Source organism: Streptomyces sp. NPDC048142 (assembly GCF_043202835.1).
GTDB lineage: Bacteria > Actinomycetota > Actinomycetes > Streptomycetales > Streptomycetaceae > Streptomyces.
Genome location: NZ_JBIDBC010000021.1, coordinates 126,659 through 145,366 on the forward strand (window position 1 = coordinate 126,659; position 18,708 = coordinate 145,366).

17 protein-coding genes and 1 pseudogene are annotated in these 18,708 nt (G+C 69.2%); 5 read left to right on the forward strand and 13 right to left on the reverse strand.

What is annotated here, in order from left to right:
- Positions 1 to 10: 10 nt before the first annotated feature.
- The 10 genes from ACGF2Y_RS24680 to ACGF2Y_RS24725 form a co-directional block, all read right to left on the reverse strand.
- Entirely contained in the window at positions 11 to 964 is a 954-nt protein-coding gene (locus tag ACGF2Y_RS24680) for an ABC transporter permease (RefSeq protein ID WP_392951312.1), read from the reverse strand.
- Positions 957 to 1,886: an ABC transporter permease gene (locus ACGF2Y_RS24685; RefSeq protein WP_392951315.1), complete on the reverse strand. Its 930-nt coding sequence runs from the start codon at positions 1,884 to 1,886 to the stop codon at positions 957 to 959. The genes ACGF2Y_RS24680 and ACGF2Y_RS24685 overlap by 8 nt, the downstream gene beginning before the upstream one ends.
- Before the next feature lie 130 nt (positions 1,887 to 2,016).
- Positions 2,017 to 3,636 (reverse strand): ABC transporter substrate-binding protein, encoded by a 1,620-nt coding sequence (locus tag ACGF2Y_RS24690; protein WP_392951318.1) that lies wholly within the window; start codon positions 3,634 to 3,636, stop codon positions 2,017 to 2,019.
- 633 nt (positions 3,637 to 4,269) lie between these two features.
- Positions 4,270 to 6,144, reverse strand: a complete 1,875-nt coding sequence (typA, locus tag ACGF2Y_RS24695) for a translational GTPase TypA (RefSeq protein WP_392951321.1) — start codon at positions 6,142 to 6,144, stop codon at positions 4,270 to 4,272.
- 416 nt (positions 6,145 to 6,560) lie between these two features.
- A complete protein-coding gene (locus ACGF2Y_RS24700; RefSeq protein ID WP_392951324.1) occupies positions 6,561 to 8,993 on the reverse strand; it encodes an ABC transporter family substrate-binding protein in 2,433 nt (810 codons plus the stop codon).
- Between the two features lie 636 nt (positions 8,994 to 9,629).
- The gene (locus ACGF2Y_RS24705) at positions 9,630 to 10,847 is read right to left on the reverse strand and encodes a low temperature requirement protein A (protein WP_392951327.1); all 1,218 of its coding nucleotides are present in this window, start codon (positions 10,845 to 10,847) and stop codon (positions 9,630 to 9,632) included.
- Between the two features lie 156 nt (positions 10,848 to 11,003).
- The gene (locus ACGF2Y_RS24710; RefSeq protein WP_392951330.1) at positions 11,004 to 11,381 is read right to left on the reverse strand and encodes a hypothetical protein; all 378 of its coding nucleotides are present in this window, start codon (positions 11,379 to 11,381) and stop codon (positions 11,004 to 11,006) included.
- A gap of 22 nt (positions 11,382 to 11,403) precedes the next feature.
- On the reverse strand, positions 11,404 to 11,895 hold the full coding sequence (locus tag ACGF2Y_RS24715; RefSeq protein WP_392951333.1) for a hypothetical protein: 492 nt from the start codon (positions 11,893 to 11,895) through the stop codon (positions 11,404 to 11,406).
- A gap of 37 nt (positions 11,896 to 11,932) precedes the next feature.
- Positions 11,933 to 12,310: a hypothetical protein gene (locus ACGF2Y_RS24720; protein WP_392951336.1), complete on the reverse strand. Its 378-nt coding sequence runs from the start codon at positions 12,308 to 12,310 to the stop codon at positions 11,933 to 11,935.
- Entirely contained in the window at positions 12,307 to 12,606 is a 300-nt protein-coding gene (locus tag ACGF2Y_RS24725; protein ID WP_392951339.1) for a hypothetical protein, read from the reverse strand. Before ACGF2Y_RS24725 ends, ACGF2Y_RS24720 begins: the two co-directional genes overlap by 4 nt.
- 93 nt (positions 12,607 to 12,699) lie before the next feature.
- Here ACGF2Y_RS24725 and ACGF2Y_RS24730 point away from each other — a divergent pair, with 93 nt between their 5' ends.
- From ACGF2Y_RS24730 to ACGF2Y_RS24740, 3 genes are all read left to right on the forward strand, one after another.
- Positions 12,700 to 13,539, forward strand: coding sequence for a helix-turn-helix domain-containing protein (locus tag ACGF2Y_RS24730; protein ID WP_392951342.1), 840 nt, complete (start codon positions 12,700 to 12,702; stop codon positions 13,537 to 13,539).
- Positions 13,536 to 13,754, forward strand: a complete 219-nt coding sequence (locus tag ACGF2Y_RS24735; RefSeq protein ID WP_392951345.1) for a DUF397 domain-containing protein — start codon at positions 13,536 to 13,538, stop codon at positions 13,752 to 13,754. Before ACGF2Y_RS24730 ends, ACGF2Y_RS24735 begins: the two co-directional genes overlap by 4 nt.
- A 220-nt stretch (positions 13,755 to 13,974) precedes the next feature.
- The gene (locus ACGF2Y_RS24740) at positions 13,975 to 14,220 is read left to right on the forward strand and encodes a hypothetical protein (protein ID WP_392951348.1); all 246 of its coding nucleotides are present in this window, start codon (positions 13,975 to 13,977) and stop codon (positions 14,218 to 14,220) included.
- 329 nt (positions 14,221 to 14,549) lie between these two features.
- Here the strand turns inward: ACGF2Y_RS24740 and ACGF2Y_RS24745 are convergent, their stop codons facing one another.
- The 3 genes and pseudogenes from ACGF2Y_RS24745 to ACGF2Y_RS24755 all read right to left on the reverse strand — a co-directional run.
- Positions 14,550 to 15,074: a MepB family protein gene (locus ACGF2Y_RS24745; protein WP_392951351.1), complete on the reverse strand. Its 525-nt coding sequence runs from the start codon at positions 15,072 to 15,074 to the stop codon at positions 14,550 to 14,552.
- A 54-nt stretch (positions 15,075 to 15,128) separates the two neighbouring features.
- Complete coding sequence (locus ACGF2Y_RS24750; RefSeq protein WP_392951353.1) at positions 15,129 to 15,929, reverse strand: alpha/beta fold hydrolase; 801 nt, start codon at positions 15,927 to 15,929, stop codon at positions 15,129 to 15,131.
- 180 nt (positions 15,930 to 16,109) lie between these two features.
- Positions 16,110 to 16,304, reverse strand: a pseudogene (locus ACGF2Y_RS24755) (hypothetical protein); the annotation flags it as partial.
- A 62-nt stretch (positions 16,305 to 16,366) separates the two neighbouring features.
- On the opposite strand from ACGF2Y_RS24755, the gene ACGF2Y_RS24760 reads away from it, so the two are divergent.
- A complete protein-coding gene (locus ACGF2Y_RS24760) occupies positions 16,367 to 17,389 on the forward strand; it encodes a hypothetical protein (protein WP_392951355.1) in 1,023 nt (340 codons plus the stop codon).
- A 238-nt stretch (positions 17,390 to 17,627) separates the two neighbouring features.
- On the forward strand, positions 17,628 to 18,614 hold the full coding sequence (locus ACGF2Y_RS24765) for a glycoside hydrolase family 6 protein (RefSeq protein ID WP_392951358.1): 987 nt from the start codon (positions 17,628 to 17,630) through the stop codon (positions 18,612 to 18,614).
- The last annotated feature ends 94 nt before the right edge of the window (positions 18,615 to 18,708 follow it).

Sequence of the window (18,708 nt, forward strand, 5' to 3'; positions counted from 1 at the left end):
AACGCCTCCCTCAGCGCATCTTGGGGTCGAGGGCGTTGCGGACCGCATCGCCGAACATCAGGAAGGACAGCACCGTGACCGAGACCATCACCGAGGGGATGATCAGAACGTACGGAGCGTTGCGCAGCTGTGCCGACGCAGCGGAGACGTCGATGCCCCACGAGACCGTCGGCTCGGCGAGGCCGATACCGAGGAACGACAGGGTGGCCTCCGCGGCGATGTAGCCGCCGAGCGCGATGGTGGCGACCACGATCACCGGAGCGATGGCGTTCGGCAGGATGTGCCGCACCAGGATCCGGGTGGTGGAGGCGCCGAGCGCCTTGGCGGCGACCACGTAGTCGGCCTGCTTGATCGTGATGACCGAGCCACGGGCGACACGGGCGATCGAGGTCCAGCCGAGGAAGGCCAGCGACAGGATCACGACCCACACCGAGCGCTGCTCGAAGCTGGTCAGGATGACCATCGCGCCGACGATGAAGGGAACGCCGAAGAAGACGTCGGTGACACGGGACAGGATCGTGTCGATCCAGCCACCGAAGTAGCCGGCGGCCATACCGATCACCAGTCCGGTGATGGTGACCGCGATGGTCACGACCACACCGACCATGATGGAGGCACGGGCTCCGTGGACGACGCGCGCGTAGATGGAGCGTCCCTGGCCGTCGTACCCGAGCCAGTCGGGGGCGAAGAAGTGCCCCCAGTTCGGGTGCTGGAGATAGTGCTCGGCCAGGTTGGCGTCCCGCGGCGAGGCACTGGTGAACAGACCCGGGAAGATCGCCATGACGGCGAGCAGCACGATCAGCACCATCGAGACGAGGAAGAGCGGGTTGCGGCGCAGGTCGTGCCAGGCGTCGGACCAGAGACTGCGCGGCTTGCCGGGCGCGGGGCCCGCATCCAGGGCGGGCGACGCGTCGACGGCGGTAGCCGGAGCGTCCGTGCTCTTGAGTGCGGTGGAGTCAGGCATACCGGATCCTCGGGTCCAGGACCGCGTAGAGCAGGTCGACGAGCAGGCTGGCGACGAGATAGACGACGACGAGCAGGGTCACGATGCCCACGACCGTGGCGCCCTCGCGCTTGCGGAGCGCCTCGAACACCAGCGAGCCGACACCCTTGACGTTGAAAACTCCCTCGGTCACGATCGCGCCGCCCATGAGGGCGCCGATGTCGGTGCCGAGGAAGGTGACGACCGGGATGAGCGAGTTGCGCATCAGATGGACGCCGATGACGCGGCGGCGCGGCAGGCCTTTGGCGACAGCCGTACGCATGTAGTCGGCGCGCAGATTCTCGGCGACGGAAGTACGGGTGAGGCGGGCCACGTAAGCGAGTGACAGGGACGCCAGCACGATGGCCGGCATGATCAACTCGGTGTTGGTCGGCTCAAGACTCACGTTCGGGTTCGCGATGCCGAGCTGGAACGCGAAGAAGTACTGCACGAGGAAGCCCAGCACGAAGGACGGCATGGAGATCAGCACCAGCGTCAGACCGAGCAGCCCGCGGTCCCGGAGGGACTCGGCCTTCAGGCCCGCGATGATGCCGAGCGAGATCCCGGCGACGACCGTGAAGACGAAGGCGAAGATCGCCAGTCTGACCGTGATCGGATAGGCCTCGGCGATGACTTCGGAGACCGGACGCTGCGTTCCGATCTGCGTGCCGAGGTCTCCCTGGAAAAGATTGCCCAGGTAGTTCAAATACTGCTGCCAGATCGGCTGGTCGAGTCCGTACTCGGCCTTCATCGCAGCGATCTGCGAGGGATCTACGTGCTGTTCACCGGCAAGCGCTCTGACGGGGTCGCCGGGCAGTGCGTACATCATGAGGAAGACCAGCAGGGTCGACCCGATGAAGACCGGGATCATCTGGAGCAGTCGTCGTGCGACATAGCGCCCCATGGGTGCCTCCGTGTGGGGATAACTGCGGCGCGGGGGCCGCCTCTTCACAGAGAGGTGGCCCCCGCGCCTCCGGCCGTGCTGAGGGGCAGCACGGGCGGATGACGGCCAGTTGGGGAATGACCCGCAGGCGTTACTTGACGGTGACGCCGGTCAGTTCGTAGTCACCGTGGAAGTCGATCTTGACGTTGTCGACGTTCTTGCCGTGGCCGCCGTTGATGGCGTAGTACCAGAGCGGGATGGCGGGCATCTTGTCCACCAGGGCCTTCTCGACCTCCTGGTAGGCGGCGACCGACTCCTCCAGCGAGTCGGCCTTGTCGCCCTTCGCCATCAGGTCGTCGATCTCCTTGTCGCTGAAGCGACCGTTGTTCGACTCCGCCTTGGAGTGGTAGAGCTCCTTGAGGAAGTTCACGTTGACGGGGTAGTCCGCCACCCAGCCACCGCGGTAGAAGCCCTTGACCTCGTCGTTGTCACGCGCTTCGAGGTCGGTCGGGAAGTCCGGCTTGACGTCGGCCACGCAGTCGACCCCGGTGGAGTTGCGGATGGACTCGCAGACCGCGGTCACCCACTCCTTGTGCCCACCGTCGGCGTTGTACTGGATCGAGATCTTGTCCTCCGGAACACCACCGCCCGCCTCGATGAGCTCCTTGGCCTTGGCCGGGTTGAACTTGAAGATGTCCGTGTCGAGCGTCTGGTTGCCCTTGACCTGCGGGGGCGTGAAGCTCGTCGCCGGGAAGCGCGTGCCGTTCAGGACGGTCTTCGTGATGGTGTCACGGTCGATCGCCATGGACAGACCCTGGAGGACCCTGGGGTCGATGTCCTTGAACGTCTTCGAGTAGAACGCCGGGTTCAGCGACTGGAGCGCCGCGTACGGCTGGTCGATGGCGCCGTCACCGAGGTCCGACTTGTACTTCGGGAGGTCACGCGGGCCGACCTGCTTGATCATGTCCAGGTTGCCGGAGAGGACGTCCGCGTAGGCCGCCTCGACCGTCGAGTAGTTCTTGAACTGGATGCCCTTGTTGGCAGCCTTGTTCGGACCCTGGTACTCGTCCCAGGCCTTGACCTGGATGAGCTTCTTGTGGTCCCACTTCTCGAACGTGTACGGGCCGTTGCCGATCGGCTTCTGACCGAACGCCTTCGGGTCGTCGTAGAAGACCTTGGGCAGCGGCGCGAACGTCGCGTAGCCGAGCTTGTAGTTGAAGTACGGAACCTTGTTGCTCAGCTCGATCGTGAACGTGGTGTCGTCCACGGCCTTCAGACCCGACATCTCCTTGGCCTTCGGCGCACCCTTCTCGGGGTGAACGTCCGCGTAGCCCTTGATGTCGGAGAACCAGAACGCGTTCTGCTGCTTGTTGTCGACGTTGGCGTACCAGTTCCACGCGTCGATGTACGACTGCGCGGTCACGGCCTCACCGTTGTGGAACTTCCAGCCGGCCTTGAGCTTGACGGTCCACGTCTTGGAATCCTCGGTCTCGACGGACTCGGCGTTCGTGAGAACGATCTCGCCCTTGCTGTCGAAGTCCAGCAGCTGGGTGAACAGCGACTGGATGACGTAGGAGCCGTTGCTCTCGTTCGTGTCCGCCGGCATCAGAGGCTTCTGGGGCTCACCGACGTCGATCGAGACGTAACCGGCGGGCTGGCCCGACGTGTTCTTCTTGCCTTCGTCGCTGCTGTCGCTTCCGCCACAGGCAGTCGCGGCCAGGGCGATGACGGCCGCTCCCGCGACCCACTTGGCGCTCTTGGCACCGCGCATGGGTTTCCTCCTCATGAGTCCACTTTTGACTACAAGAAGGGCACTGGAGAGATTCACCGACACCCCTGACGGTGATCGTTCAGTGCCCAGAGTGTGCTCGTGAGTCGGCACTCCCCACAGTGCGTGACCCATTGACCCGAGCTCAATGGAGCCAACTATTGAGTACGGCCGGGCTGTAAACCACACTTAAAGGGTCTCGGTTTGACAACATCAGTCCGCTACGTGTGCCCGAAATCCGGACAAACTGAGCCCAGACAGACACACCCGAAACGGACTGTTAACACATGTTCCGGAGAGCGACCCCCGATATCCGGACACCCTGGTCAGGAAAAGGGATTGACGAAGGCCCGGCCCACCACAGTGTCCGTGGCGATCCGGGCCTTCTGTCAATGCCTGTGCTGACGGACCGTCCGAACGAGTCCCGGGAGGGCGCGGAGGGTCTCCGCATACGGAGTGTGCGGCTCCGGAGGCTCGGAGCCGGAACACAGGACCGCCCGGAAGCCCTCAGGGGCGTCCGGGCGGTCTCAGGGCCGTAAGGCCGGGCTCCTCGGAACCGTAAGGCCGGGTTCCTCAGAACCGTAGGCCCAGCTTCTCAGCGCCGTAGGGCCGGGTTCTCAGGGCCAGGGGCGTGTGTCAGCCGTGCTTGGCGCGCGAAGCCGTGCGGCCACGCTGCTTGGCGTCCAGGACGACCTTGCGGATACGCACGGTCTCCGGGGTCACCTCGATGCACTCGTCCTCGCGGCAGAACTCCAGGGACTGCTCCAGCGACAGCTTGCGGGCCGGGACCACGTTCTCCGTGGTGTCCGCGGAGGCCGCACGCATGTTGGTGAGCTTCTTCTCCTTGGTGATGTTCACGTCCATGTCGTCGGCACGGGAGTTCTCGCCGACGATCATGCCCTCGTAGACCTCGGTGCCGGCCTCGGTGAAGATGACACCGCGCTCCTGGAGGTTGACCATCGCGAACGGCGTGACGGAGCCCGAACGGTCGGCCACCAGCGAGCCGTTGTGACGGGTGCGCAGGTCGCCGAACCACGGCTCGTGGCCCTCGAAGATCGAGTGCGCGATGCCGGTGCCGCGGGTCTGGGTCAGGAACTCCGTACGGAAGCCGATGAGGCCGCGGGACGGAACGATCCACTCCATGCGGACCCAGCCCGAACCGTGGTTCGTCATGGTCTCCATACGGCCCTTGCGGGTCGCCATGAGCTGCGTGATGGCGCCGAGGTGCTCCTCCGGCGAGTCGATTGTCATGCGCTCGATCGGCTCGTGCGTCTTGCCGTCGATCTGCTTGGTGACGACCTCGGGCTTGCCGACGGTCAGCTCGAAGCCCTCGCGGCGCATCTGCTCGACCAGGATGGCGAGCGCGAGCTCACCACGGCCCTGGACCTCCCAGGCGTCGGGGCGCTCGGTGTCCAGGACGCGGAGCGAGACGTTACCGATCAGCTCGCGGTCGAGGCGGTCCTTCACCTGGCGGGCGGTGACCTTGTGGCCCTTGCCGCCCTTGCCGACGAGCGGCGAGGTGTTGGTGCCGATGGTCATCGAGATGGCCGGCTCGTCGACCGTGATCAGCGGCAGCGCGATCGGGTTCTCGGGGTCGGCCAGGGTCTCGCCGATCATGATGTCCGGGAATCCGGCGACGGCGCAGATGTCACCCGGGCCCGCCACCTCGGCCGGCTTGCGGGTGAGCGCCTCGGTCATCATCAGCTCGGTGATGCGGACGTTGGACATGGTGCCGTCACGCTTGATCCAGGTGACGGTCTGGCCCTTGCGCAGCTCGCCCTGCTCGACGCGGCAGAGCGCGATACGGCCGAGGAAGTTGTCGGCGTCCAGGTTGGTGACGTGGGCCTGGAGCGGCGCGTCGGCGTCGAACTCCGGGGCCGGGACGTGCGACAGGATCGTGGTGAAGAACGGCTCCAGGTTCTCGCTGTCCGCCGGGACGGTGCCGTCCTCGGGCTTGGTCAGCGAGGCCACGCCGTCACGGGCGCAGGCGTAGACGATCGGGAACTCGATCTGGTCCTCGTCCGCGTCCAGGTCCAGGAACAGGTCGTACGTCTCGTCGACGACCTCGGCGATCCGGGAGTCGGGGCGGTCCGTCTTGTTGATGCACAGGATGACCGGCATCTTCGCGGCCAGCGCCTTGCGCAGCACGAAGCGGGTCTGGGGCAGCGGGCCCTCGGAGGCGTCGACGAGCAGCACGACCGCGTCCACCATCGACAGACCGCGCTCGACCTCGCCGCCGAAGTCGGCGTGGCCGGGGGTGTCGATGATGTTGATCGTGATCGGGTCCCCGCCGTCCTTGGGGTGATACTTCACCGCCGTGTTCTTGGCGAGGATCGTGATGCCCTTCTCACGCTCCAGGTCGTTCGAGTCCATCATGCGGTCGTCGAGGTGCTCGGCGGCGTGGGCCGCGAATGCTCCGGCCTGCTTGAGCATGGCGTCGACCAGCGTGGTCTTGCCGTGGTCGACGTGGGCGACGATGGCTACGTTACGGATGTCGTGGCGCGTGGGCATGGGTGGCTTGCGCTTCTCTCGGATCGTGGGATCAGGCGTCTCAGTCGGTCTTCGAGTCCTCGTACGCCCGCCGGGCGGCACGCCACGGCTCGTCCCATCGTACGGGCCTTGCGCGCAGCAGGCCTCCCGGGCCGATCCGCAGAGGCGGTCTTCCCCTGTGATTCAGGCGATATTCAGCCGGTTTCAAGGTACTGCCGGGCCACTGGGACGGCCGGAGGAGGGGGGCGGAGCCGCATGGAGCTCCGTGGTCAGCTCCGTGGTCAGCTCTGTGGGGAGCTCTGTGGGGGGGTGAGGAGTGGTGGAGCGATGAACGGCCCGGGTCAGGGCAGACACCACATTGCCCGCCGGATGAACCGGCGGGCAAGGGTTTTGAGGTGTATCTGAGCTTGGCGGCGGGGCGCGGTGGCGCTTGGCCGCTACTTCTTGCGGTCTGCGGGGGAACCTGCCGCTTGCCGCTTCTTGAACCCGATGTCCTGGTAACGGGGGGCCGCGAAACCGAACGCCCCGACGTTCGCGAGCTTCTTGTCGACCGCGACGAGCTGCGGGCGCTGGAAGAGCGGAATCGATCCGGCGGCGGCCCAGATCCGGGCGTCCGCCTGCTTCATCAGCTCCCGTGCGGCCTTCTCGTCCAGCTCGGCGGCGGCCCGGTCGAAGAGCTGGTCGATGTGGTCGGTGCCGACCCGGGTGTAGTTCTGCTCCACGAGGAGCGATCCGTCGGTGGCGGGCTCCGGCTTGGCGTAGATCGGGCGTCCGTCGGTAGCCGGGTAGGCGGTGGCGGGCCACGAGTAGAGCGCAAGGTCGTACTCGCCGGAGGCGATGTGGTCCTTGAAGTAGCTCTCGTCGGGGACCTTGGTGATCTCCGTGCCGATGCCGATCTTCTCCAGCATCACCGCGATCTTGTCGCCGACGCTGCGCAGCGACTGGGAGCCCGGCCCGGAGGGGAGCACGAAGCGCAGGGTCAGCGTCTTGCCGTCCTTGCCGAGCTGCCCCTTGGCCGCGGCGGGCGCCGGGGCGGCGGTACCGGCGGGGGCGTACGCTCCGGCGGCTCCCCCGGGCTGCTTGTCCTGGGCGGCGACGGCACCGTCCTCACCGAGGACGCCGGCCTGGCGGAGCAGGGCGGCGCTCTGGGCGGCGGCCGTCCGGGCGGGAGCCAGGATGTGGACGGCGGAGACGCCGCCGGGGGCGGCAGGGGCGGGGGCGTGGGCGCCGGGCTTGTTGTCCTGGCCGACGATGTAGAGGCCCTCGTCGCGGGAGGCGGCGCTGTCCTCGGCGGCCTGGTCGGCCTTCTCGCTCTCGGCTGCGGAGTCCTCGCTGTCCTCCTCGGCCTTCTTCCCCGCCTTCTCCTCCTCGGCTTCCTTGGCCTCCTTATCGACCTTCTCCGCCTTCTCTCCCTTGTCTTCCTTATCTTCCTTGTCGCCCTTGTCTTCCTTCTCGCCCTTCTTCTCCGCCTCGCTGCCCGCCTTGGTGTCCTTGAGCGGCTGGGCCGCGCCGCCCCGGGTCCAGCCGGCGTCCGCCAGCAGGGCCTGGGCCTCCTTGGTGTCCTGGTCGCCGAGCGCCCCGCTGCCGTCCTGGTAACCGGGCTGGCCCGCGAGGGCGAGGTGGCTGCCGAGCGGCTTCGCCGGAAGCCCCAGCGGCCCCAGCACGGTCTGGGCCAGCTCCTGGCGGTCCAGGGCGCGGGCCACCGCCCGGCGGACCCGGTCGTCGGCGAGCGGGCCGGACTCGCCGTTCAGCGCGAGCTGGGTGTAGGCGGGCTCCAGGGACTTGCGGACGGCGAAGTCGCGCAGCGCCTTCTGTTCCGCGGTGTACGCGACGACGGCCTTGCGGTTCTTGTCCCGGGCGGCCTGCGCGATCTTCGCGGCCTTCTCGTCGGAGCCGTGCGCCAGGGCCCAGGAGCGCAGGGCCGAGGCGGGCGTGATCTCGGAGCCGGGTCCGTGGGCGAGCGGCCGGCCGTTGCTGCCCCGGTCGCGGTGGGCGAGGGTGATGCGGTCGGCGGTGGCGGCGTCGATGTCGGCGACGTCCACCGTGCCGTCGGCGAGTGCCCGGGTACGGTCCTCGGCGGCGACCGCCCGGAAGACCAGGGTGTCCAGCTTGGCCCTGTCGCCCCACCAGCGCGGGTTGCGGGCCAGCGTGACGGCGCCCTTGGACTTGCTGACGCCGCGCAGGACGAAGGGCCCGGCGGTGTTCTTCAGGGTGGTGCGCGCGCCGTCGTTGAAGGCGTCCGGCGAGCCGGTGATCTCCTTCGGGTAGAGCGGCGAGAACAGCGAGCGCCAGTCCGCGTACGGCTTGGAGAACGTGACCCGCACCTGGAGGTCGTCCGCGCCTCGCTCGATCTTCTCGATCCGCTCGTAACCGGAGTTGCGGGCGGTCCAGAACGCGGAGTCCTTGCCCCTGAGCGCCCGCCACTGGGCGACGAAGTCGGGGGCCCCGATCTCCCGCCCGTCGCTCCACACCGCCTGCTGGTTGAGCTTGTAGAGCACGACCTGCCTCGGCTCGCGCTCGATGACCTTCGCGGACTCCAGGTAGTCCGGGTTGAGCTTGGGCTGCCCGGACGCGTCCATCGGGAAGAGGGCCGGGAGCAGGGCTCCGGTGATCCGGGTGGTGGCGCTGTCCGCGTCCGCCTGGAAGGCGTTGAAGGTGGCGGGCAGCGCGTCGACCGCCCAGTTCACCGTCGCACCGTCGGTGACCATCTCACGGGCGGCGGGCGCGATGTCCTGGGGCGCGCCCCGGGAGGTCTCCTCGCTGCCGGAGCCGCAGCCCGCCAGCACGGGGATCGCGAGCACCCCGGTCGTGAGGAGCGCGAGCGATCGGCGCTTTCGGACCGTCCCGCGCGGGACGCCGACGTGGGACATGGCTGATACCTCCGGGGCCGGGCCCGGACCACCCCGTACCGGAATGGACCGGATAGTGCGTGTGTGGTGGCATTTGCAGTTGATCACACTGATTCCTTCCGCCCACTCAAAACGCCCCCTCGCGCGAGGGGGCGCAGACACGACGGGCGGGGGCCACAAGCTCACCCGGCCGGAGGAACGCTAGGCAGGCAGCGGCCTGCGGCGCGCAGCCGTTACCGGTGTCACGGCGTCGCTGATCGCGTTCGCCGTGCTGTTCGCCTTCGGTTGGGGAGCGGGGATGATCGCCGCCTGGTTGCTCGGTGGCCTGTGTGGGATCACCCTGCTGCTGAGTGATCCGGCCGGCAGGCAGTCGGGGGCCTGAGTACGGGCACCGGGTTGTCGGGGTGCCCGGCCACGGCACCTGCATGCCGTCAGGACTGATGATCGCCCCGAGCCTCTCCGGCCCGGGGCGCCGGCCTCGCGCCACCGGGCGCAGGCGGCCTAGACCATCCCCCACAGCCGGCGAGACCCCGCGGGAGCTGTCCCGCAGGCCCGTCCACGGGGGCACACGCACGCCCTCATGGCCAGGGCTCTCGACGCCGCGCTCTCCTGGAGGTTGCCCCGCCCGCTCCTTCTTCGGGGCCGCCCCCGCCGGGCCTACCGGACCCCGGCCCTGTCCAGCATGCGCCGCTGGTGCTCGTGCCCGACCGTCTCGTAACCGACCACGGTCACGAAGGGCGCGAGCATCACGACGATCAGGCACACGGTGGCCGGCGCTCCCGTGGCGGCCAGCAGGCAGGCCGCCAGCAGGACGGCGAGAGTCAGGGCGATCAGGAGCAGGTGGAAGCGGTCGCCCGCCGAGAGCAGCAGGGTGTGCAGGAGGTAGACGACCAGGAGGTAGAGGCTCACGGGGAGGGCCAGGGCGAGGACGACGACCGTCGCGGAGATCTCCGCGTGGTGTTCCAGGTAGAGGCCCGCCACGTGCAGCCCGGCCCCGGCCCCTGCGACGCCGATGAACAGGGGGATGTGGCCGTAGCCGAAGAGGTATCCACGGTTTCGGCGGCGCTCCAGGAGTTCGCCGAAGGGCGTCATGAAGTAGACCCACCACATGCCGAAGGTCAGGCCGACCCCCGCGACGACGACGGCGGTCGCGTTCCAGGTCCAGGCCGTGCCGTCGGCCCCGCCGAGCAGTTCGCCCGAGGACGCGACCGTACCGACCACGCTTTCGCCGAGCACGATGATCGCGAACAGGCCGTACCGCTCGGCCATGTGGTGCGGGTGCCAGGGCGTGCCGCCCGCCGCGCCCTGGGCGAAGACCGGCAGCGCGAGTTCCAGCGCGCCGAGGCAGATGAACGCCGCGAAGACGACGTAGACCGGCAACCGGACGAAGGCCAGGACGACCCAGCCGGCCTGGGCGATCACCGTCCAGCGGATGTTGGCCATGCAGACGTCCCGGAACTCGGGGGCCTCCCGGGCGGCGCGGCCCCACTGGAACACCATCGCGATCCGCATCACGACGTACCCCGCGACCATCGCCCGCAGTTCGATGTGGCCACCCTCGTCGACGGAGTGGAACATCGCCGGAAGGCCGAGCGCGAACACGACGACCCCGATCATCTGGACCATCGTCAGGACACGGTAGAGCCAGTCGTCGGTGGCGAAGGCCGAGGCGAACCAGCTGAAGCTGATCCAGGCGACGCTGATGGCGAACATCGCCATGACGAACGCGGTGACCGCCTGCCCCAGGTGCCCCTCGGCCAGCAGCTCGGCGAACTGCGACGACGCCGTTCCGACCGCGACGACGAAAGTCAGATCGAACAGCAGCTCCAGCGGTGAGGCGGCCCGCCCGCCCTCCTCGGGGTCGCGTCCGGTCATCGGGACGAGCCGCCGCGACCGGACGGGCTCGTCGCGCCTGTCTCGCCCATCTCCCTTACCCTGCTTGTCTTGTTGATCCTGGTTGTTTCGTTTGCCGCTTTTCGGGTGTTCTGACATGTGCGCCATCATTCCGGCGCAGGGCCTTGGCGACCGGAATCACACGCCGTCACGTGGCGCGAGATGCGGGTGCTCCCGCGCGAGTACGGCGTCCACCGCCGCGAGCGTCGGATCGACGATGTCCCAGTCGTGGGCGGAGGGGTGACCGGCGTACAGCCCGCACGCGTCCTCTCCCCGGGGGGCGACCGCACCGCACCAGGCCAATGCCGCCGATGTCGCCCGACTGCCGCTCCAGCGGGCCCAGACGGCCACACGGTTCGCGTCGTCCTCCCACAACACCGTCGCGTGGTCGCCGTCGTGGTCGGCGCCCAGCTCGCAGAGGAGGTGTCCGGCTTCCGGGCGGCTGCCGCCGGGAGCGGCGAGCCGGACCACGAACTCAGGGGGCGGCAGCAGGGTTACGGCGGTGCACTGGTTCACGGGCGGAAACCTCCGGTCGCCGTCAGGGCGCGTCGATGTCGGGGGTGTCGGGTACGTCGGGGGCGTCGGGGGCGTCGGGTGTTCCGGAGGCGTCGTCCTCGGAGACGAGTCGCCGGACTTCGCTGTGGACGTGTTCGGCGATGAGGGCGCCGAGCGGATCGGTTACGGAGAACGAGTGCGGCCCGGGGTGGTGGTCGAAGTACGCGCACGTCGTGACCGCGCGGGTCGCCAGCTCGCGGAGCATGCCGGGGCACAGGCGCAGCGTGTCGAGCCGGTGGACGCGGTGGGCGCCGGTCCCCGACCAGAGGAACCACAGGTCCCGGTCGTCCGAGGTGTCCGCCGCCCACAGGTGCGCGGCGTGCTCGGCCCTCTCGTCGTGCTCACCCAGTTCGCACAGCAGGAAGTCGTCCTGGTCGAGGACATCGGGCGGGTGCTCGGGCCCGCCCTCCATCGTGGCGAGCGCCAGCAGGGCTTCGGCGAAGGGGACTTGGGTCACGGCGGTGCATTGCAGCACGGTGGTCAATCGCCCTTCCCACGAGGCGGGCCGGCGGTCACAGGGTGGCACCGGCCCGCCACCCGGCGAGGGTGACGCACAGCCCCACGGCGGGGTCGACGACGGTCAGCAGGGCCGGGAGGCCGGACTCCAGGGCGTGCAGGGCGTCGTCCTGGCGTCGGTCGTCACCGGCCCACACCCGGAGGCGTTCCGGGGCGTCCGAGCCGTGGAAGGTGACCCGCCTGATGTCCTCGGAGCGAAGCCACGGGAGGGCGGGAGGCAGGTCCCGCCCGTGTCCGTCCGCGAGGCGCAGCGCCTGCCCGCGGAGCCGGCGGAGCACGAGCCGGCGGTTCGGCACCGCCACCCCGCCGAGCCAGCGGGCGCCGCCGGGGGTGACGGTGACGATGACACCGGCCACGTACACCGGGCTCCTCATACGGCACGCTCCCGGCCGCCCGGAAGGACTGCTCTCACAGCACTTCCCCCCCGGCTGCGGGCGTTGGCCCGCGCGGTCCGCGCCCGGAGTTGCTCTATGAGCAGCGCGGGGCGTACGTACCGGGGCTCGACCTCCCACTCGGCCCCGCCGCCCACCGGGCGGAGGGACCAGTACGGGCCGGCGATCCCGCGGAACTCCCCCACGCGGTCACCGCGGCTGGTATCCGTGAGGAGGGTTCCGGGGGCCGGAGGGCGTGGAGGCTGCTGCGTATTCGGGCACGCGTTCTCGCCGTACACCTATCGTTCCTCTCTGTAGTCGCATGACTACCGGGACGACTCAGAGTGGCCTAGCGTGGAGATGTCATCAACGTTTCTGAATTGGGGGGTACGTTGGTAAACCGTAAGGAACTCAACCCTGACGCGGGCCCGGAGGCGGCATTCGGCGCGCGCCTGCGCACCGCGCGGGAGGACCGGGGCTGGAAGCAGGACGATCTCGGCGGACGGATCGGGTACACGGGGCGGCACATCTCCGGTGTGGAAACGTGCCACAAGTCTCCAACTCGCAACTTCTCGATCGCGGTTGACGTGGCACTGGGCTTCACGGGAAGCGCTGAGTCGTTCGAGCGCGAGTGGCGGAAGATCAAGCACGGCGTGCTGTTGCAGGGATTCCCCGAGTACGTGGGGCTGGAGGGCCGGGCGGCGGAGATCAGGCTGTTCGAGTCGGGTCTCGTCCCGGGGCTGCTCCAGACCCGGGAGTACGCGCAGGCACTGGCCGACGCAGCCGTCGAACGGGGCGTCGTCACCGCCGAACAGGCCGACCAACGCGTCTCGTTGCTCATAGAGCGTCAGGCAGCCCTGTTGCGCACGGTGCCACCCGTGCTGATCGCGGTGCTGGACGAGAGCTGCATCCGCCGGCCGATCGGCAGCCCCGCCGTGATGGAGGCCCAGTTGCAGTATCTGATCGACTTCGCCGCGCAGGCCAACACCATGCTGCAAGTCGTGCCCTTCAGCATCGGCGAACGGCGGCCCTTCGATCGGGCGGTGAATCTGCTGACGCTCCAGGACCGGTCCGTGGTCTCCTACGTGGAGTCCGAGACGCAAGGCCATCTGGACCGCGAACTCAGCTCTGTCATCCCGCTGGTGAGGGCCTACCATCAGTTGCAGGCCGTGTCTCTGTCGCAGACAGACTCCGTGGACGTGATCCACCAGCTTCGAAGGGGAACCCCGTGACGACGACCGAAACCACGACCCAGCAGTGGGTCAAGTCCTCCTACAGCAACAACGGCGGAACCTGCGTCGAATGGGCCCCGCGCACCGCGTCCACCACCGGCATCGTCCCCGTACGCGACTCGAAGAACCCGAGCGGCCCCGCCCTCGGCATCCCCGCCACCGCGTTCGCCACCTTCGTAGCGGGCATCCGGGCCGGAAGCCTCGACGCCGTCTGACCCGCCACCGTGCGGGCGGTCCGCCCCTTCGTGCGTCGCGCGGTGGGGCGGACCGGTGCCCGGGGTGCGTGATCGCCACCGTGCGGACCTCCACGCGACCGACCATCATCGGCCCCGGGGCGCTCTACAGGGACGCGGCCTTCAGCGCGCCTTCCTCCTGGCGCGGGCGCGGCCCACGGCCTGATTGGCGCCTTCCAGGACGAGGATGGTGGCCACGACCGTGAGCAGGCGCAGCCACCACGAGAAGCCGAAGAACTCCCCGCAGACGAAGGCCGTGCCGCCCGACACGACGAATGTCACCACGAACGGAAGGTTCTTCACCTCGCCGTTCGAAGAGGTCGAGGAGGCCGGGGAGTTCAAGGGGGCCTGTGAGTCCGGGGAGTCCGAAGGGGTCGAGGAGTTCAAGGGGGCCGAGGAGTCCGACCGTGAGGGTTTGTCCATGCCGAAAATCACGCCCTGTCTGTGACTGAATCCGCTCCGGAAAGCGTGGTGGAGACCCAGCGGAAGAACTCGCCCGATTCCCCGGTGAATCACCGGACATCACCACATCACCACATCACCTGGAAACGGCATGTGGCGGGCGCCTTCACTCCCCCGTGCACTGCTCCTGCTGATAAGCCGCGTGACGGCGATGTGGTCAGCATCGGATGCGGCGGCTTCCGACCCTATCCGGACCTGATCACCGCCTCAACCACAGAAGAGGTGTGAGCGTTCGCACAGCAGGGGAAGGCAACCCGTTCGGAATGGCCGGGGCCCCGGCCATTCCGAAATGCCAAAAGAGCGCGCTGTGTTGCGCTACGGGTGATACAGGGCGCGGGCGCGAACCCCGTCGACGGGCCCGCTCTCTCCGATATCCAGGAAGTAGTTCACCTGCCACGCCTGTGTGCCGCGCGCCTGGCGGCTGGTCGTGATCACGTCCGGCGGGTACACGCGGAATCCCCGCTTCCCGCCCACACCGTTCCGGGACACGATGCCCCGCTCGCACAAGACCTCTCGCGGGAACACGAACTGCCCGAAGTGGCCGCTGTCGCGGCTGCTGATGACGAAGAGATCGATACCGTCGTCGCTGTCGAAGGGCCGGATCGGACCATCGGCGGACCGCTGCCACACGGTGACGAACTGACCGGCCTTGGTCGGAGTGGTCCTGGCCATGCGAAAGGCCACCTGCTGCCCGTCGAGCGTGAACCTGTGAGCCGCGTAGTCGGCGCTCTCCGGTTCGGGCACCGGCGGTGAGCAGGCGAAGCCAGCGGGGTCGTAGACCGACGCCTTCGCCGTCACCAGTTCATGGGGCAGCCCTGACCAGGGCGTGTTCGTCGCCATCCTCGTATCCTGCCACCGTCTCGGGATCCGCTTCGCAAGCGCGGTATCGAGGGGTCACGCGTGCCGTTGCAGGAACCGCACGATGGCGAGGTTCACGCTGTCCGGTTCCTGCTCTGCGGGATAGTGGCCGGATTGTTCGAGGACGAGTGGGGTGACACAGGTGGCGAGGGTGGCCATTCCGGCCGCGACTGCCGTCCCCATCGCGCGTCTGCCCCCGACCGCCAGGACAGGCGTGGAAATCGGCTGGGCGGCAAGCGCTCGAATGGCGTCGGCATCGTCTGACCCGGTGCGGTAGTACGCCAGCCCGGCGTCCAGTACGCCTGGAGTGCTGTACGCCTCGATGTAGGCATGAAGGGTGTCCGGGCCGAGGCCGCTCGGTCCGGCGCTCTGTTCCAGGAACGTGCCGTAGTACGCCGCTTCCCGTCCGGGCACGAGCCTCTCCGCGAGGCCGGGCGTCCGGTTGAAGGGGCCGTGCCAGGATGGATAGAAGCCCCGGCCGTCCTCGGGAATCTCGACATCGACACCGGGAGGGATCTCTTCCTCCACCACGAGCCCGCTGACCGATTCCGGTGCCTGGGCCGCGATGAGACATCCGACCGTCGCGCCCCAGTCGTGACCGATGACGGCGAAGCGGGTGATGCCCTCCCGCGCCAGCCGCGCCCGGACCTCATCGGCGAGTGCCGCCTTGCGGAAGTCAGTCACGCTGGATTCGGCAGCGGCGCCCAGCCCGGGAAGGGTGACCGGGACCGCGGTGATGCCGGCGGCCTCAAGGGCCGGAACCAGGTACCGCCAGTGGTGGGACGTGACCGGCCAGCCGTGCAGCAACACCGCGGTCGGGGTTCGATTCTCACTCATCGCCCTATGATGCCTCTGCTCCAGAACGTACGTTCGTCCGCCCGGCGCTGATGCCGAGGACTGGCCACAGCTCTCGTTGACGGCTGTGACCAGCGCTGTCGCCTGGTGCCGCACGGCCCTTGTCGTATCCCGCGGCTACCGCGCGGTAGTCGGCGGCGGGCGGGCCCCGGTGGCGCGCAGTCAGGCTTCTCCGTCTCCGGCTCCGTCTCCGGCTGCGGTCCCGGAAACGGCGATCGTGCCCTGGGCCACCGCGCAGAGGGTTTCCTCCCCCGCGGCGTCCACCATCAGCAGGTCGCAGCGGCAGACGACCCGGGTGCGGCCGGGGCGGACCACCTGCGCCCGTGCGCGCAGCACCTCGCCCCGGGCCGGGCGCAGACAGTTCCGTCAACATCGGCCCTCCGGGCCCCCGTCGGCACCGGACCGCTACCCTCTGCCGGATGGAGAACACGATCCCCCGGGGCAACTGGCTCGACGCCGACATCTTCCGCGAGCTGGTGCGAGAGGTCTCCCCGCTCGACTTCGGCTCATGGAGCCTGTCGGAGTTCGAGCACACCACCTCGGGGCTGGGCTGGGAACTCCGGGAGCCCAAGGAGATCGTGGGCCAGGTCTGGCGCAGGTTCGCTCCCCGGAAGGGGCCCTGGGGCGGCTACGGCACGGTGATCTCCGACGCCTCGGAGCCCGAGCGGGTGCGCAGGCTGACCGTGCACGTCGTCGACCTGCCCGCCGAGGACATAGGCACCGCCGCCGGGCTGGTGCGCGCCGCGTGGTGGGTCACGCAGGAGGAGCTGGGCCCGCCGGCGATGTGGGGAGGCAGCTCCGGACCGTGGATGCTGTGGCGGCGCCCCGGCGCCTGCCTCCTCGTGCACACGCACGACGAGGGCCAGGTGAGCCTCGAACTCCTGCCTCCCGACGCGGACGCGGACGCCGCCGGGCGCGGCTACTCCCGTGGCCGCTGGCACGCCGCCGAGCCGGCCGGTCTCCCGCCCGCGTCCGCCGCGCCGCACCCGACCGGCGCCACGTGGGAGGACGTGGAGAAGCGCCTCTCCGAAACGCTGCGCTCCCTCGACTACGACGCCCCCTTCTTCCCCGGCAGATTCATCCTGCACCTCGGATCCGCCGGTGACCCCCGGCGCTTCGTCCAGTGCTGGAGCCAGGGTCTGACTCTCGTCATCGAGACCACCGGACATATGAACCACCCGGACGGGGCCGACCCCGCCCGACTGGCCCGCAGCGGCTGGGAGTCCACTCCCCCGGTCTGGCAACGCCGCTTCCCCGACGCCATGGACGAGCCCGCGCACGCCGCGACAGCCGCCCGCATGCTCGTCGAGGAGTTGCGGCACCTGGGCGTCGGCCTGGACGACCTCTCCTACGACGGCACCATGAGCGGCCGCGGGCAGGGCTTCCACCTCGGCCTGCCGGATCTGGGCATCCCGCGCGTCCACCAGCCCGCCGCCGACTGAACACGGGGGCGCGCTCCCCGAGCGCCCGGTTCCCCGAACGCCCCCAGGTGGGCGGGCCGTTGCCGGTCCCATTGACAGCGGCGCGCACCGCTGCCACCGTCTCGGACTGACGGCGGCGGTCACGGGCCGAAGCACCACCGGCCCGCCGCGCGCACTTCCCACCACCCCCCGGCTCCCTCCCCCACCGCTCGGCCGCCGCCCCTGGGGAGCGCTCCCACAGGACAGAAGGGCCGCACTCATGAGAAGTCTCCTGCGCACGCTCGCCGCATCGGCGTTCGCCTGCCTGCTCCTCCCCCTCGGCGCCGGACAGCAGGCCGCCGCCGCCCCCGCCACCCCACGGGCCAACCCGATCGGCATGACCAGCGGGTTCTACGTCGACCCCCGTTCGACGCCCGCCGCCTGGGCCGCCGCGAACCCGGGCGACGGCCGGGCCGCCGCCATCCGCGACCACATCGCCTCGCGGCCGATGGCCCGGTGGTTCGGCTCCTGGAGCGGGGACATCGGGGCGGCGGTCGGCTCCTACGTGGGCGCCGCCGACGCCGCCGACAAGCTGCCGGTCCTGATCGCGTACAACATCCCCGGCCGCGACGCCTGCGGCGGGCACTCCGGTGGCGGCGCGGGCACGCCGGGCGCGTACCACTCGTGGATCTCCGCGTTCGCCTCGGCCATCGGCACCCGGCCCGCGCTGGTGGTGATCGAGCCCGATTCGCTGGGCGACTTCAGCTGTCTGAGCCAGGCCCAGATCGACGAGCGCAACGGGATGCTCAGGGACGCGCTCGGTCAGTTCGCCGCCCACGCGCCCAACACATGGACCTACCTGGACGCCGGAAACCCCGGCTGGATCAGCGCGGCCACCATGGCGCGGCAGCTCGACGGGGCGGGAGCCCGGCAGGCGCACGGCTTCTCGCTGAACATCTCGAACTACTACCGCACCGGTGAGAACTCCGCGTACGGCAACGCCGTCAACGGCTCCCTGTCGGCGTCCTACGGCTACGCGAAGCCGTACGTCATCGACACCAGCCGCAACGGCAACGGCTCCAACGGCGAGTGGTGCAACCCGGGCGGACGCCGGACGGGCTCGGTCAGCCAGACGGGCGGCGGGGCCGAGATGCTGCTGTGGCTGAAGACCCCGGGTGAGTCGGACGGCGACTGCGGGGTCGGGGCCGGTTCCTCGGCCGGACAGTTCCTGCCGGAGGCCGCGTACAGGATGATCTACGGGTACTGAGCTTGCCTTTTAACCTCTGACCTCGAACGTCGTCTCGTACGGGCTCACTCGTTGGGAGATTCGCGAGGCACGCTGACGGCCTTCGCATGACCAT

Coding starts and splice junctions, on each gene's coding strand:
- ACGF2Y_RS24680 (WP_392951312.1), bottom strand. CDS start 964: ATGCCTGACTCCACCGCACTCAAGAGCACGGACGCTCCGGCTACCGCC.
- ACGF2Y_RS24685 (WP_392951315.1), bottom strand. CDS start 1,886: ATGGGGCGCTATGTCGCACGACGACTGCTCCAGATGATCCCGGTCTTC.
- ACGF2Y_RS24690 (WP_392951318.1), bottom strand. CDS start 3,636: ATGCGCGGTGCCAAGAGCGCCAAGTGGGTCGCGGGAGCGGCCGTCATC.
- typA (WP_392951321.1), bottom strand. CDS start 6,144: ATGCCCACGCGCCACGACATCCGTAACGTAGCCATCGTCGCCCACGTC.
- ACGF2Y_RS24700 (WP_392951324.1), bottom strand. CDS start 8,993: ATGTCCCACGTCGGCGTCCCGCGCGGGACGGTCCGAAAGCGCCGATCG.
- ACGF2Y_RS24705 (WP_392951327.1), bottom strand. CDS start 10,847: ATGACCGGACGCGACCCCGAGGAGGGCGGGCGGGCCGCCTCACCGCTG.
- ACGF2Y_RS24720 (WP_392951336.1), bottom strand. CDS start 12,310: ATGAGGAGCCCGGTGTACGTGGCCGGTGTCATCGTCACCGTCACCCCC.
- ACGF2Y_RS24745 (WP_392951351.1), bottom strand. CDS start 15,074: ATGGCGACGAACACGCCCTGGTCAGGGCTGCCCCATGAACTGGTGACG.
- ACGF2Y_RS24750 (WP_392951353.1), bottom strand. CDS start 15,929: ATGAGTGAGAATCGAACCCCGACCGCGGTGTTGCTGCACGGCTGGCCG.
- ACGF2Y_RS24760 (WP_392951355.1), top strand. CDS start 16,367: ATGGAGAACACGATCCCCCGGGGCAACTGGCTCGACGCCGACATCTTC.
- ACGF2Y_RS24765 (WP_392951358.1), top strand. CDS start 17,628: ATGAGAAGTCTCCTGCGCACGCTCGCCGCATCGGCGTTCGCCTGCCTG.